At 41.5% G+C, this 14,025-nt stretch carries 16 protein-coding genes; 6 read left to right on the top strand and 10 right to left on the bottom strand.

Going from position 1 to position 14,025, the window contains the following annotated elements:
* The 3 genes from PAN06_RS09425 to PAN06_RS09415 all read left to right on the top strand — a co-directional run.
* Positions 1-559 (top strand): CPBP family intramembrane glutamic endopeptidase (locus tag PAN06_RS09425; protein WP_269796170.1); only part of this gene is annotated, 559 nt, incomplete at its 5' end.
* 76 nt (positions 560-635) lie between these two features.
* Entirely contained in the window at positions 636-2,624 is a 1,989-nt protein-coding gene (uvrB, locus tag PAN06_RS09420; protein WP_269794733.1) for an excinuclease ABC subunit UvrB, read from the top strand.
* Between the two features lie 22 nt (positions 2,625-2,646).
* A complete protein-coding gene (locus PAN06_RS09415) occupies positions 2,647-3,114 on the top strand; it encodes an 8-oxo-dGTP diphosphatase (protein ID WP_269796169.1) in 468 nt (155 codons plus the stop codon).
* On the opposite strand, the gene PAN06_RS09410 is transcribed toward PAN06_RS09415, so the two are convergent.
* The 5 genes from PAN06_RS09410 to coaB all read right to left on the bottom strand — a co-directional run bounded on the left by PAN06_RS09410 (position 3,111) and on the right by coaB (position 6,142).
* Complete coding sequence (locus tag PAN06_RS09410) at positions 3,111-3,626, bottom strand: transcription repressor NadR (protein WP_269796168.1); 516 nt, start codon at positions 3,624-3,626, stop codon at positions 3,111-3,113. The two genes, PAN06_RS09415 and PAN06_RS09410, sit on opposite strands and share 4 nt — an antisense overlap.
* A gap of 11 nt (positions 3,627-3,637) precedes the next feature.
* Positions 3,638-4,165: an ECF transporter S component gene (locus PAN06_RS09405; protein WP_269796167.1), complete on the bottom strand. Its 528-nt coding sequence runs from the start codon at positions 4,163-4,165 to the stop codon at positions 3,638-3,640.
* Positions 4,166-4,342: 177 nt separating this feature from the next.
* A complete protein-coding gene (locus tag PAN06_RS09400) occupies positions 4,343-4,906 on the bottom strand; it encodes an ECF transporter S component (protein ID WP_000747406.1) in 564 nt (187 codons plus the stop codon).
* Positions 4,890-5,441, bottom strand: a complete 552-nt coding sequence (gene coaC / locus PAN06_RS09395) for a phosphopantothenoylcysteine decarboxylase (protein WP_269796166.1) — start codon at positions 5,439-5,441, stop codon at positions 4,890-4,892. Before coaC ends, PAN06_RS09400 begins: the two co-directional genes overlap by 17 nt.
* Before the next feature lie 11 nt (positions 5,442-5,452).
* Positions 5,453-6,142: a phosphopantothenate--cysteine ligase gene (coaB, locus tag PAN06_RS09390; RefSeq protein WP_269796165.1), complete on the bottom strand. Its 690-nt coding sequence runs from the start codon at positions 6,140-6,142 to the stop codon at positions 5,453-5,455.
* A gap of 229 nt (positions 6,143-6,371) precedes the next feature.
* On the opposite strand from coaB, the gene PAN06_RS09385 reads away from it, so the two are divergent.
* The 3 genes from PAN06_RS09385 to radC all read left to right on the top strand — a co-directional run bounded on the left by PAN06_RS09385 (position 6,372) and on the right by radC (position 11,323).
* Positions 6,372-8,042 (top strand): formate--tetrahydrofolate ligase, encoded by a 1,671-nt coding sequence (locus PAN06_RS09385; RefSeq protein ID WP_269796164.1) that lies wholly within the window; start codon positions 6,372-6,374, stop codon positions 8,040-8,042.
* Between the two features lie 266 nt (positions 8,043-8,308).
* The gene (gene pcrA, locus PAN06_RS09380) at positions 8,309-10,600 is read left to right on the top strand and encodes a DNA helicase PcrA (protein ID WP_269796163.1); all 2,292 of its coding nucleotides are present in this window, start codon (positions 8,309-8,311) and stop codon (positions 10,598-10,600) included.
* 42 nt (positions 10,601-10,642) lie between these two features.
* Positions 10,643-11,323, top strand: a complete 681-nt coding sequence (gene radC / locus PAN06_RS09375; protein WP_049501787.1) for a DNA repair protein RadC — start codon at positions 10,643-10,645, stop codon at positions 11,321-11,323.
* Here radC and PAN06_RS09370 read toward each other — a convergent pair.
* From PAN06_RS09370 to PAN06_RS09350, 5 genes are all read right to left on the bottom strand, one after another.
* Entirely contained in the window at positions 11,320-12,009 is a 690-nt protein-coding gene (locus PAN06_RS09370) for a gamma-glutamyl-gamma-aminobutyrate hydrolase family protein (RefSeq protein WP_269796162.1), read from the bottom strand. The genes radC and PAN06_RS09370 overlap by 4 nt on opposite strands.
* A gap of 17 nt (positions 12,010-12,026) precedes the next feature.
* Positions 12,027-12,668, bottom strand: coding sequence for a redox-sensing transcriptional repressor Rex (locus PAN06_RS09365; RefSeq protein ID WP_000653417.1), 642 nt, complete (start codon positions 12,666-12,668; stop codon positions 12,027-12,029).
* Positions 12,669-12,750: 82 nt separating this feature from the next.
* Positions 12,751-12,966: a DUF4649 family protein gene (locus PAN06_RS09360; protein WP_060628213.1), complete on the bottom strand. Its 216-nt coding sequence runs from the start codon at positions 12,964-12,966 to the stop codon at positions 12,751-12,753.
* 7 nt (positions 12,967-12,973) lie between these two features.
* A complete protein-coding gene (locus PAN06_RS09355; protein ID WP_269796161.1) occupies positions 12,974-13,321 on the bottom strand; it encodes a DUF1831 domain-containing protein in 348 nt (115 codons plus the stop codon).
* 4 nt (positions 13,322-13,325) lie between these two features.
* The coding region (locus tag PAN06_RS09350; protein ID WP_269796160.1) for an aminotransferase class V-fold PLP-dependent enzyme at positions 13,326-14,025 on the bottom strand (700 nt) is incomplete at its 5' end.

Genomic DNA, 14,025 nt, shown 5'->3' with positions numbered 1-14,025 from the left:
TTTTCTTCTGACCTTGTTAGGTTTAGTAGCTTTTGGGCAATATCGTTTTGAGTCCATTCATTTGAATCCTTATTCGCTTGCCTTTGTTGTCTTTACTATCCCATTTTGGATTTTACAGGGGGCAGCAGAAGAAGTGGTGGCCCGTGCTTGGCTCCTTCCTCAATTGGCTTCAAGAACCAATCTAAAACTAGCTGTTGTTATATCTAGCATATTTTTTACCCTGCTTCATATGGGCAATTCTGGTCTAACACCACTATCTTTAGTAAATCTCTTTTTATTCGGAGTTGCCATGGCTCTTTACCTTCTCAAAACTGATACAGTTTGGGGTGTTGCAGGTATTCATGGAGCCTGGAATTTTGCTCAGGGAAATCTATTTGGGATTTTAGTTAGTGGTCAGCCGTCAGGAACATCGCTGATGACCTTTTTACCACAAGGCGATCAGAGCTGGCTATCAGGTGGATCTTTTGGTATTGAGGGTTCCATCATGACAAGTCTGGTCTTACTACTGCTGATTGTCTATCTCGCCTATCAATTAAAGAAAGAAAATGAAAGGATATGACTTTGGTCTGTCCTTTTCTTCGTGAAAATGCTACAAGTATGCTAAAATAGGAATAGCATATCGAGAGAGGATTCTTATGATCAATCGTATTACAGATAATCAATTTAAACTAGTATCAAAATACCAACCTTCAGGAGATCAACCACAAGCTATCGAGCAGTTGGTTGATAATATCGAGGGGGGAGAAAAAGCTCAGATTCTGATGGGAGCGACCGGAACAGGGAAGACCTATACCATGAGTCAAGTCATTTCCAAAGTCAATAAACCTACTCTGGTCATCGCCCACAATAAAACTCTAGCAGGCCAGCTCTATGGAGAATTTAAGGAATTTTTCCCTGAAAATGCAGTTGAGTATTTTGTGTCTTACTATGACTATTACCAGCCAGAAGCCTATGTCCCTTCTAGTGATACCTATATTGAAAAGGATAGCTCTGTCAATGATGAGATTGATAAGCTACGCCACTCAGCTACCTCAGCTCTTCTGGAGCGTAATGATGTTATCGTCGTAGCTTCCGTTTCTTGTATCTATGGTCTGGGTTCGCCCAAAGAATACGCTGATAGTGTCGTTAGTCTCCGTCCAGGTCTTGAAATTTCTCGTGATAAACTCTTAAATGACTTGGTTGATATCCAGTTTGAGCGAAATGATATTGATTTCCAACGGGGAAGATTTCGTGTGCGTGGGGATGTGGTGGAGATTTTCCCAGCATCTCGTGATGAACACGCCTTTCGAGTAGAATTCTTTGGAGATGAAATTGACCGTATTCGTGAAGTTGAGGCTCTGACAGGTCAGGTGTTGGGAGAAGTGGATCATTTGGCGATTTTCCCAGCTACTCACTTTGTGACCAATGATGACCACATGGAAGTTGCCATTGCCAAGATTCAGGCCGAGTTGGAGGAGCAGTTAGCTGTCTTTGAGAATGAAGGAAAACTGCTGGAAGCCCAGCGTTTGAAACAGCGGACAGAGTATGATATCGAAATGCTGCGTGAGATGGGCTATACCAACGGGGTTGAGAACTATTCACGTCACATGGATGGACGGAGTGAGGGTGAGCCTCCTTATACGCTCTTAGATTTCTTCCCAGATGATTTCTTGATTATGATTGATGAGAGTCACATGACCATGGGGCAGATCAAGGGCATGTACAATGGAGACCGCTCTCGTAAGGAAATGCTGGTTAATTATGGTTTCCGTTTGCCGTCTGCTCTTGACAATCGTCCTCTCCGTCGTGAGGAGTTTGAAAGTCATGTGCACCAGATTGTTTACGTTTCAGCGACACCTGGTGACTATGAAAATGAACAGACTGAGACAGTGATTGAGCAAATCATTCGTCCGACAGGGCTTTTGGATCCTGAGGTGGAAGTTCGTCCGACTATGGGACAGATTGATGACCTCTTAGGTGAAATCAATGCCCGTGTTGAGAAAAATGAGCGTACCTTTATCACAACCTTGACCAAGAAAATGTCAGAAGACTTGACCGACTACTTCAAGGAAATGGGCATCAAGGTCAAGTACATGCACTCGGATATCAAGACTTTGGAGCGGACAGAGATTATCCGTGACCTGCGCTTGGGTGTCTTTGATGTCTTGGTCGGAATCAACCTGCTCCGTGAAGGGATTGACGTTCCCGAAGTGAGTCTCGTAGCCATTCTTGATGCTGACAAGGAAGGTTTCCTTCGTAATGAACGTGGTCTTATCCAGACCATTGGTCGTGCTGCTCGTAACAGTGAAGGTCATGTCATCATGTATGCGGACACCGTGACTCAGTCTATGCAACGTGCTATCGATGAAACTGCCCGCCGTCGCAAAATCCAGATGGCTTATAATGAAGAGCATGGTATCGTACCTCAGACAATCAAGAAAGAAATCCGTGATCTGATTGCTGTGACCAAGGCAGTTGCTAAGGAAGAAGACAAGGAAGTTGACATCAACAGCCTTAACAAACAAGAACGCAAAGAACTCGTCAAGAAACTCGAAAAACAAATGCAAGAAGCCGTCGAAGTGCTTGACTTTGAACTGGCTGCTCAGATCCGTGATATGATGCTGGAAGTCAAGGCGTTGGATTAGAATATTACCTAAAGGAGAAAATATGTCTCGTTCCCAATTAACGATTTTAACAAACATTTGTCTGATTGAAGACATAGAAACCCAGCGCGTGGTTATGCAGTATCGCTCTCCTGAAACCAATCGCTGGTCTGGTTATGCCTTTCCAGGAGGTCATGTAGAAAATGGTGAGGCTTTTGCGGAGTCTGTCATTCGTGAAATCTACGAAGAAACAGGGTTGACTATCCAAAATCCTCAACTTGTCGGCATTAAAAATTGGCCTTTGGATACAGGCGGGCGCTATATCGTCTTTTGTTATAAGGCGACTGAGTTCTCTGGTAGCCTTCGCTCTTCAGATGAAGGAGAAGTTTCTTGGGTGCAAAAAGACCAGATTCCAAACTTGGATCTGGCCTATGATATGTTACCATTGATGGAGATGATGGAAGCTCCTGACAAATCTGAATTTTTCTACCGCCACCGTACAGAAGATGGCTGGGCGAAGAAAATCTTCTAGTCTTTTACTAAATAACCGAGCTGATCCAAGGCCTCCTCGATATAGTGGAGGTCTTGTTGTGTTTCGGCTTCGACTAGGTGGTAATGAATACCATCTGTCAATTCAGATAAAGGTCTAAAATCTGAATGCTCGACTTGTTCTAGAAAATGCTGCACATCTCGGCGACAAGACAGTTTCAGCAAGGTTTCAATTTCTCCATAAACGGGATGGTCAATCAAGGTGTTTTGGACACGTCCGCCATTATCTACGATAGCAAGGAGTTCTTGACCGATTTCTTCAACTTCATGTTTCACTTTGAAAAGTTTGTGGACGTATGGATTAACCTCAACTTGCTTATAGACGTAGCCACGATTAGTAGATAGGATAGGAGCGCCATCGGCTCTCAAAATTGCAATGTCCTGCACAATGACCTGACGTGTGACATGAAAATGTTCCGCCAAACTTTGACCATTGAGGGCTTTAGGAGCTTCTTTCAAGAGTTGGAGCAGAGCTTGTTTGCGATCTTTTGTCATAGCTTTTCCTTTTAACGGCGTTTTCGAAGCACTTTATAGACAGCTAGTGCTAATGTATAGTCTACCATACTATGGATAATTGTTCCAAATCCAACTAGCACAAAGAGAACATAAAACATATTTTCTACATTGGTACCGGAAGTTGCGTAAAAAAGGACACAGGCTAATACTTCAGCAAGAGCATGGATAAGCGCTAAAACAAAGTTAAAAATCCAGGAAGATTTTGCTTTATCTAGGGTATCGGGGAATTTTTGTAGGTAAAGAGCTCCTAGAGTCCCAAAAAAGATATGGGAAAAAGCTCGAAATACGATAACCATAGGATAGCCAGCCATCAAAAATCCAAAACTAGAGGCTAGGATGACAAAAACTGCCATCAAGGGCGATAGGAACATGGCGATAAAAATAGCGATGTGGCTCCCCAAAGTGTAAGAAGCAGGTGGAATGACAATCTTGAAAGGCATAACAATTGGAATCAAAATCGCAATAGCTGTTAAGAGGGCAGTCATTGTCATAAATTGTGTCTTTTTCCGTGTATTCATAAGAATCTCCTTTTTGTCTGTATATACACTAGTATAGTACAATAAACAAGACAATAAAGCAAGGATTTACTTGAGTTTATAGGTCATTTTAAATTAAATATTGGTAAAGATTTCACTAATAATAGTAATGATATAGAGCAAAATCTCCACCTTCAAGCATGAAAGCGGAGATTGTTTTTATTTCTTCAATGTTTGTAGTCGTGGAACAATAGCTAGAGTAAGAACTGCGGAAATGACTAATTCGGCAATCGAATTTGTTGAGATAACAGTTGCTAGGAGTTTTTGGATATTACCATCAAAAACATTTCCAAAAAGGTAGAAAATTCCACCAAGTACAAAGACTGTGTTGGTAAGTGAACCAAGGGCACCAGCTAAAATCAGACCAGTCTTGTTTTTCATTAGTTTATAGACTAGATACGGAGTTAAACCAATCAAAATACGTGGGACGATAGCTATGATAGCTGAGTAGATGTTTCCGTTTGGTACAAATGGGGAGAAGAGGTAACTTGTCGGTAGAATCGTAATTGTATTAACCGTCAAACTAAGTAGCCCCATCAAAAATCCAAGTGTAATCCCAACTCGTGGTCCGTAGATAATGCTGGCAATAATGACAGGAATATGAACGATGGTCGGTTTGATTGGAAATGGAAAAAGGTTAAAGATAAGTGAGCTTAGAAAATGAATCACAAGCATGGTTGCAAAAAAGATAGCAATGGGTGCAATATTAGAGCGTTTTTTCATCGAGAGTTTCCTTTATTCTTTCTAAAATAATTGTGAGGTCTGCTAAAGCTCCTCGTCCATGGTCTCCACAAGCTAGTAGGGATTCCTTTGGAGCAATCAGCTGATAGCCGTAGGTTTCTAATGTTTTCAGATTAGCCTGAGTTGCTGTATGTTCATACATTTTTGTATTCATAGCAGGTGCGATGAGTTTGGGAATATGACTTGGCAGAGCTAAAGCTGTACTGGTCACCATGTTGTCCGCAAAGCCGTGAGCTAGTTTTGCAATAGTGTTAGCTGTTGCAGGGGCCACGATAAATAAATCTGCCTTTTTTCCAAGTTCAATATGATTAACCTGATTAGGATAAGGTTCTTTCATGACATCTAAGTGGACAGGATTCTGTGATAAGACCTGTAGTGTCAAAGGTCGGATAAACTCTGTAGCAGCCTGAGTCATTAAAACAGTGACTTGATGACCTTGTTTTTTTAGAGAACTGACTAAATCTGCCGACTTGTAAGAGGCGATAGACCCTGTTACAGCCAAGAGAATATGTGCCATAGCTTTCCTTTCTAAGAATGATAGGCTTGAATTTTTTCAAGGAGGAGTTCTGCAATTTCTTCTTTAGTGTTAACAGTTTGAAGATGATCCTTCTCAACAAAGATTGCACGATGCTGGTTCGCTGAGATTTGAGTCAGGTCATTTGCAATGATTAAGTCTGCTTGGTTCTTGATAAGACTTTTTCTGGCAATCTCTATCAGATAATCCTCAGAGACATCAACCAGCAGTTTGAAACCAATCAGATGAATAGCAGGATTCCACTCCTTGACTAAAGAGATGATTTTTGGTGTTTTTTTCAGGAATAAAACCTGAACCTCGTCAGTTGAAGAAATCTTAGCTTGATGATTTTGTTTGCTTAAAAATTCTTCTAGATTGGAGCTAGCCTGAACTTCTTCCAGCCCTGTCATATAAACAGGAGTGTAGTCGGATACGGCCATTGAGTGAATCAAGACTTGATAATCCTGAACATGTTCTTGCATTTCTAGTAGAAGGTCCTTGGTATTGTTAATTTCTCGAATGCTTAGGTTGAGATAGGCTTCTGGCTTCACGGCTCGTTTTGTTGTTATCAAACAAACTTCATGCCCTGCAGCAAGCAAGGTTTCTGTGATGATTTTCCCCAAGTGACCTGTAGAATGGTTAGTGATAGAGCGGACGCTATCGATAGCTTCACTGGTACCGCCCGATGTAACTAAAATTTTCATAGCACTATTGTACACAAAAATAAACGGTAAGTAAAATGAAAGCGATAAATTTTTGGTAAAAACGAAGATTTACTATAGTTTCAAACTATAAAGCCATATAAAATTTAAGAAAGAACTCTAAAAACCTTAAAAATAGGGATATTTACGAACGTTTAGAGAGTTTTAGGATGTTAAAAATCTTGTTTTGTGTTATAATGAATTATCATATAAGAGGTTAGAGGAGTTTTGAATGAAAACAGATATTGAAATCGCACAGAGTATTGAGTTGAAGCCAATTGTTGATGTTGTAGAGAAACTTGGTATTTCTTACGACGATTTGGAGTTGTATGGAAAGTACAAGGCTAAGCTCAGCTTTGATAAAATTCGTGCAGTTGAGAGCAATCCAGTTGGAAAATTGATTCTGGTTACTGCCATCAATCCAACACCTGCAGGTGAAGGAAAATCAACTATTACCATTGGTCTTGCGGATGCCTTGAACAAGATTGGCAAGAAAACCATGATTGCTATCCGCGAACCATCTCTTGGTCCAGTGATGGGGATTAAGGGTGGTGCCGCTGGTGGTGGTTACGCTCAAGTTCTGCCAATGGAAGACATCAACCTTCACTTCACTGGAGACATGCATGCCATTACGACTGCCAACAATGCGCTTTCTGCCTTGATTGACAACCACTTGCACCAAGGGAATGAGTTGGGAATTGACCAACGTCGTATCCTTTGGAAACGTGTTGTGGACTTGAACGACCGTGCTCTTCGCCATGTGACCGTTGGACTTGGTGGCCCTCTAAATGGTATTCCTCGTGAGGATGGCTTTGATATTACAGTTGCTTCCGAAATCATGGCAATTCTTTGCTTGGCAACAGACATCGAGGACTTGAAACGCCGTTTGGCTAATATCGTTTTCGGTTATCGCTATGACCGTACACCTGTTTCTGTAGGTGATTTGCAGGTTGAAGGTGCTTTAGCATTGATTTTGAAGGATGCTATTAAACCGAACCTGGTTCAGACAATTTACGGAACACCTGCCTTTGTACATGGTGGTCCATTTGCTAATATTGCTCATGGATGTAATTCAGTCTTGGCAACAAGCACAGCCCTTCACTTGGCTGATTACACAGTTACTGAAGCTGGTTTTGGTGCAGACCTTGGTGCCGAGAAATTCCTTGATATTAAGACACCAAACTTGCCAACATCTCCAGATGCAGTAGTTATTGTTGCAACCCTTCGTGCCCTTAAGATGAATGGTGGCGTGGCTAAAGACGCTTTGACAGAAGAAAACGTAGAAGCTGTTCGTGCCGGTTTTGCCAACTTGAAGCGCCATGTTGAGAACATCCGTAAATTTGGAGTACCTGCAGTTGTAGCGATTAACGAATTTGTCTCTGATACTGAAGCAGAAATTGCAGCCTTGAAAGAACTTTGTGCTTCAATCGATGTACCAGTCGAGTTAGCAAGTGTCTGGGCTGATGGTGCCGAAGGTGGTGTAGCTCTTGCTGAAACAGTTGTCAAAACTATCGCTGAAACCCCATCTAACTATAAACGTTTGTATGACAATGATCTTTCTGTTCAAGAAAAGATTGAAAAGATTGTTACTGAAATCTATCGTGGTAGCAAAGTAAACTTTGAGAAGAAAGCTCAAACACAAATCGCTCAAATCGTTCAAAACGGTTGGGATAAATTGCCAATCTGTATGGCTAAAACTCAATATAGTTTTTCAGATAATCCAAATGCACTTGGAGCACCTGAAAACTTTGAAATTACCATTCGTGAATTGGTACCAAAATTAGGTGCAGGCTTTATCGTTGCCTTAACTGGTGACGTCATGACCATGCCAGGCCTTCCAAAACGACCAGCTGCTCTCAACATGGATGTTGAAAGCGATGGAACTGTCCTAGGTTTGTTCTAGTATATTGAAATTGACTTTATACTCTTCGAAAATCTCTTCAAACCACGTCAGCTTCACCTTGCCGTACTCAAGTACAGCCTGCGGCTAGCTTCCTAGTTTGCACTTCGATTTTCATTGAGTAAAAAATGAGTTTGGAAATAATATCCAAGCTCATTTTTTATCTAGATATAAGAAGTTGCCTTCTAGACGTAACCAGTCTAGGTAAAGATATTTTCCTTGAATTCTGATATAATAGAAATATTGACTTCAAGAGTAAGGAAGAGAAGATGAACGCATTATTAAATGGAATGAATGACCGTCAGGCTGAGGCGGTGCAAACGACAGAGGGTCCCTTGTTAATCATGGCAGGGGCTGGTTCTGGGAAGACCCGAGTTTTGACCCACCGTATTGCTTATTTGATTGATGAAAAGATGGTCAATCCATGGAATATCTTGGCCATTACCTTTACTAATAAGGCTGCGCGTGAGATGAAAGAGCGTGCTTATAGCCTCAATCCAGCTACTCAGGATTGTCTGATTGCGACCTTCCACTCCATGTGCGTTCGTATTTTGCGTCGCGATGCGGATCATATTGGCTACAATCGTAATTTTACAATTGTTGATCCTGGTGAACAACGAACGCTCATGAAACGCATTCTTAAGCAGTTGAACCTGGATCCTAAAAAATGGAATGAACGAACTATTTTGGGGACCATTTCCAATGCTAAGAATGATTTGATTGATGATGTGGCTTATGCTGCCCAAGCTGGCGATATGTATGCGCAAATCGTGGCCCAGTGTTACACTGCTTACCAAAAAGAATTGCGTCAGTCGGAGTCGGTTGACTTTGATGATTTGATTATGCTGACCTTGCGTCTCTTTGATCAAAATCCGGATGTCTTGACCTACTACCAGCAGAAGTTTCAGTACATCCATGTTGATGAGTACCAAGATACCAACCACGCTCAGTACCAACTAGTCAAACTCTTGGCTTCCCGTTTTAAAAATATCTGTGTGGTTGGGGATGCGGACCAGTCTATCTACGGTTGGCGTGGTGCTGATATGCAGAATATCTTGGACTTCGAAAAGGATTATCCACAAGCCAAGGTTGTTTTGTTAGAGGAGAATTACCGCTCAACTAAAACCATTCTCCAAGCGGCCAACGAGGTCATTAAAAACAATAAAAATCGCCGTCCCAAGAATCTCTGGACTCAAAATGCTGATGGGGAACAAATCGTTTACTATCGTGCCAATGATGAGCTAGATGAGGCTGTATTTGTAGCCAGAACTATCGATGAACTTGGTCGCAACCAAAAATTCCTTCACAAGGATTTTGCAGTTCTCTATCGTACTAACGCCCAGTCTCGTACTATTGAGGAAGCTCTGCTCAAGTCAAACATTCCTTATACAATGGTTGGTGGGACAAAGTTCTACAGCCGTAAGGAAATTCGCGATATTATCGCTTATCTCAATCTTATTGCCAATTTGAGTGACAATATCAGTTTTGAGCGCATTATCAACGAGCCTAAACGTGGAATTGGGCCAGGAACGGTTGAGAAAATCCGTGACTTTGCGAATATGCAAGACATGTCTATGCTAGATGCTTCAGCAAATATCATGTTGTCTGGCATCAAAGGAAAAGCAGCCCAGTCTATCTGGGATTTTGCCAATATGATTCTGGATTTGCGGGAGCAGCTGGACCAATTAACAATTACAGAGTTGGTTGAGGCTGTTTTAGAAAAAACAGGTTACGTCGATATTCTAAATGCTCAAGCGACCTTAGAAAGCAAGGCTAGGGTTGAAAATATCGAAGAGTTCCTTTCTGTAACGAAAAACTTTGATGACACCTCTGATGAGCCAGAAGAAGAAACTGGTTTGGACAAACTAAGTCGTTTCTTAAATGACCTGGCCTTGATTGCCGACACAGATTCAGGGAGTCAGGAGACATCAGAAGTGACCTTGATGACTCTGCATGCTGCCAAAGGTCTCGAGTTTCCAGTTGTCTTTTTGATTGGGATGGAAGAAAATGTCTTCCCGCTTAGTCGTGCGGCTGAAGATCAAGATGAACTAGAAGAAGAACGCCGTCTGGCCTATGTAGGAATTACGCGTGCAGAGAAAATTCTCTATCTGACAAATGCCAACTCGCGCCTGCTTTTTGGTCGTACCAACTACAACCGTCCGACTCGTTTTATTAACGAAATTAGCTCAGACTTACTTGAGTATCAAGGATTAGCTCGTCCTACGAATACAAGTTTTAAAGCATCTTATAGCGGTGGTGGCCTTGCCTTTGGCCAAGGTATGAGTCTGGCTCAAGCTCTTCAAGATCGTAAACGTAGTGCTGCCCCAAAATCTATCCAGTCAAGCGGTCTCCCATTTGGTCAATTTACAGCTGGCGTAAAATCAGCGTCTAGTGAAGCAAATTGGTCTATTGGTGACATTGCCCTCCACAAGAAGTGGGGAGAGGGAACTGTTCTGGAAGTTTCAGGTAGCGGTGCTACGCAGGAATTAAAAATCAATTTCCCAGAAGTAGGTTTGAAAAAACTTTTAGCCAGTGTGGCTCCAATTGAGAAAAAAACCTAATTTTCCATCCTTCTCACGAATAATAAAGTGAGGAGGATTTTTATGTATAGTATTTCATTCCAAGAAGATTCACTATTACCAAGAGAAAGGCTGGCAAAAGAAGGAGTTGAAGCGCTCAGTAATCAAGAGTTGCTAGCTATTTTACTTAGGACAGGAACACGTCAAGCTAGCGTTTTTGAAATTGCCCAGAAAGTTTTGAACAATCTTTCAAGCCTAACGGATTTGAAAAAAATGACACTGCAGGAATTGCAGAGTCTGTCTGGTATCGGGCGTGTTAAGGCTATAGAATTACAAGCTATGATTGAACTGGGCCATCGTATTCACAAACATGAGACTCTTGAGATGGAAAGTATTCTCAGCAGTCAAAAGTTGGCCAAGAAGATGCAGCAGGAGTTAGGACATAAAAAACAAGAGCACCTGGTGGCGCTCTATCTCAATACTCAAAATCAAATTATCCATCAACAGACCATTTTTATCGGCTCAGCTACTCGTAGTATCGCTGAACCACGGGAGATTCTTCACTATGCTATCAAGCATATGGCGACCTCTCTCATCTTAGTTCACAATCATCCTTCAGGAGCGGTAGCGCCTAGCCGAAATGATGATCATGTCACCAAACTTGTAAAAGAAGCCTGTGACCTGATGGGGATTGTCCTCTTGGACCATTTGATTGTCTCTCATTCTAATTACTTTAGTTATCGTGAAAAGACGGATTTAATCTAAAGTTCATTAACGACATAGTCAAAGAGGTTTTTATCTTTGGGACGATTTTCAAATAGAAATTCTGGATGCCATTGGACACCGAGAAAGGCGACATCATCCGTATTCATGACAGCTTCAATGATACCATCCTTAGGATCATGGGCCGCAATCTTTAAGTTAGGTGCTAAATCCTTAATACTCTGATGGTGGAAGGAGTTGATATGGGAGATTTCTCCATAGATTTCTCGAAGAACTGTATCAGGTTCTGTCACCAAGCGTTGGGTTGTGTATTCGGCAGAACAATCTTGCCAATGGTCTTCGATATCTTGGTATAAAGTTCCACCCATGGCAACGTTAAAGAGTTGAGTTCCACGGCAGACAGAAAAAATTGGCTTTTTCTGTTTAATAGCTTCCTTGATGAGGGCCAGTTCAAAGATATCCCTTTGAAGGTGGTAGTCATCGCTATCGATGGTTTTTGGTTCACCATAGAATTTTGGATCAACATTTTGCCCACCTGTCAAGATGAGTTTGTCAATCATACTGATATAGTGGCAGGCCATTTCTTGATCACCAATCGGTAGGATGATGGGAATCCCTCCAGCGTCTTTAACGCCTTCAACAAAGCCTTTTGCTACGTAGCTCATCATGATGTCATCATCTGGATGAGTTTTTTCGTTTCCTGTAATCCCAATAACTGGTTTTTTCATAAAATGATTTTCGCTTTCTAATCCTCTTTTCTCATGAAGTAGAGGAGGGTTTGGAGTTCACTTGTCAAATCGACATACTGAACGACCACGTCTTTTGGTAAATGCAGATGGACTGGTGAAAAACTGAGAATTCCTTTCACGCCAGCATCCACCAATAGATTGGCAACCTCTTGTGACTTGACGCTGGGAACTGTCAGGATAGCAGTCTTCACATCAGCATCCTTGATTTTATCCTTGATTTGAGAAATCCCGTAAATGGGAATTCCATCAGGAGTTTGGGTACCGACTTCGGGATGGTCATCTAGGTCAAAGGCCATGATAATTTTCATCTTGTTACGCTCGTGGAAGCGGTAGTGGAGAAGGGCATGACCCATATTTCCAATACCAACCAGCATGACATTGGTAATGGAGTTATCATTGAGTAAATCGGCAAAAAATGTCATCAGTTTTTTGACATCATAGCCAAAACCACGGCGACCTAGTTCACCAAAGTAGGAAAAATCACGACGTACGGTCGCGGAATCAATACCGATAGCCTCTGCAATTTGCTTAGAGTTGGCACGTTCAATCTTTTCTGCATGAAATCTCTTAAAAATTCGATAGTAGAGAGAGAGTCTTTTCGCTGTTGCTTTTGGAATAGCAGACTGTTTATCTTTCACAAAATCACAACCTTTCTATTCTTCTATTTTATAGAAACATTGTGAAAAAATCAACAAAAATAAGAAAAAACTAAGAAAAATCTTAGTTTTGATGTAAAAAATCTGCATGTGATAGAAAACGGTAGAGGTCTCCGACCAGCCCTTGATAAACTTTCTGGCCCTTAAAAGTCAGAGAAGTCACATAAAGTGTATCTGGTAGGGTCACACATCCTGACAGAGCCAGCATGAGAGCTTCATAATCCTCATACTTGAGTGTACGCTCTACATGATAGTTGTCCTTATAGGTCAGTTCAAACATATGGGACCTATCTTTCCGATTTTGTAAAGACACCACGCTCTACTAAGCTATCCATGAGGAAGTAGAATTTTTCTTGATGAATGTGGTGGTCTTCTGATTTGAAAATATCAACTAGACGTAGCCCAAACTTGTCAGTGATATTGATTTTAGCACCTGTAAGTTCCTTGTTAATGATGATTTTGAGTTGGAAGCCTTCACCGCTGTTTGGAACCTTTTCAAGCAGGCGAGTTAGTTCATAGTTACCAACTTTTGTCTCAAAAAAGGTGTTGTCCTTAAGGGTGAATTTCTTAACAGAAGGACTAAGAGTGTAGTCGTAACGACAATTTTTTAAGTGAATGGTTTTTTCAAATGCCATATGGCTAACCTCCGATAATTTCTTTTAAGGTTTTTGCGAGGGTTTGTAGATCTTCAACAGTATTTTGTGGCGACAAACTGATGCGAACAGATTCCTTCAAGCGTTCTGAATTTGCTCCGTACATGGCTTCAAGAACATGGCTTGATTGAACAATGCCTGCAGTACAGGCTGAGCCAGTAGAGATTGAAATTCCAGCTAAATCTAGCCGAAGGAGCAAGAGGTCATTTTTCTGGCCAGGAAATCCAATATTGAGAACATAAGGGAGATGATGTTGTCCTCTATTCAAGTAATATTGAATGCCCTCTAGCTCTGCCAGAAAGGCAGTTTCTAGATTTTGTACATGTTGAAAATTGTCTTCTTGCTTTTCTAGGTCTTCTTTTAGGGCCGCAAGCATGCCTACGATGGCAGCAAGATTTTCAGTCCCTGCACGTTTTTTCTGTTCTTGGTCTCCGCCATGGAGATAGGAATCAAAGTCCATGCTAGATGCGTAGAGAAAGCCGATTCCCTTAGGACCATGGAACTTGTGGGCCGAAGCAGTGAGAAAATCAATGCCTAATTCTTCGGGATGAATTGGTATTTTACCAATAGTCTGAACTGCATCGACATGATAGGCAGCAGGGTGTTGCTTGAGTATTTGGCCAATTTCAGAAATGGGCAGTAGGGTTCCTGTCTCATTATTGGCAAACATGGTAGAAACCAAAATC

This window comes from Streptococcus sp. SM3 (assembly GCF_027497875.1).
The sequence above is the reverse complement of the archived record's forward strand: the minus strand, read 5'-3'. Positions and strand labels throughout refer to the sequence as shown.

Excerpts from the sequence above, each read along its gene's own strand:
- radC (WP_049501787.1), top strand. The coding sequence starts at position 10,643 with ATGTATAGTATTTCATTCCAAGAAGATTCACTATTACCAAGAGAAAGG.
- PAN06_RS09415 (WP_269796169.1), top strand. The coding sequence starts at position 2,647 with ATGTCTCGTTCCCAATTAACGATTTTAACAAACATTTGTCTGATTGAA.
- PAN06_RS09360 (WP_060628213.1), bottom strand. The coding sequence starts at position 12,966 with ATGTTTGAACTGACCTATAAGGACAACTATCATGTAGAGCGTACACTC.
- PAN06_RS09370 (WP_269796162.1), bottom strand. The coding sequence starts at position 12,009 with ATGAAAAAACCAGTTATTGGGATTACAGGAAACGAAAAAACTCATCCA.
- PAN06_RS09385 (WP_269796164.1), top strand. The coding sequence starts at position 6,372 with ATGAAAACAGATATTGAAATCGCACAGAGTATTGAGTTGAAGCCAATT.
- PAN06_RS09355 (WP_269796161.1), bottom strand. The coding sequence starts at position 13,321 with ATGGCATTTGAAAAAACCATTCACTTAAAAAATTGTCGTTACGACTAC.
- PAN06_RS09400 (WP_000747406.1), bottom strand. The coding sequence starts at position 4,906 with ATGAAAAAACGCTCTAATATTGCACCCATTGCTATCTTTTTTGCAACC.
- PAN06_RS09405 (WP_269796167.1), bottom strand. The coding sequence starts at position 4,165 with ATGAATACACGGAAAAAGACACAATTTATGACAATGACTGCCCTCTTA.
- coaB (WP_269796165.1), bottom strand. The coding sequence starts at position 6,142 with ATGAAAATTTTAGTTACATCGGGCGGTACCAGTGAAGCTATCGATAGC.
- coaC (WP_269796166.1), bottom strand. The coding sequence starts at position 5,441 with ATGGCACATATTCTCTTGGCTGTAACAGGGTCTATCGCCTCTTACAAG.
- uvrB (WP_269794733.1), top strand. The coding sequence starts at position 636 with ATGATCAATCGTATTACAGATAATCAATTTAAACTAGTATCAAAATAC.
- pcrA (WP_269796163.1), top strand. The coding sequence starts at position 8,309 with ATGAACGCATTATTAAATGGAATGAATGACCGTCAGGCTGAGGCGGTG.
- PAN06_RS09410 (WP_269796168.1), bottom strand. The coding sequence starts at position 3,626 with ATGACAAAAGATCGCAAACAAGCTCTGCTCCAACTCTTGAAAGAAGCT.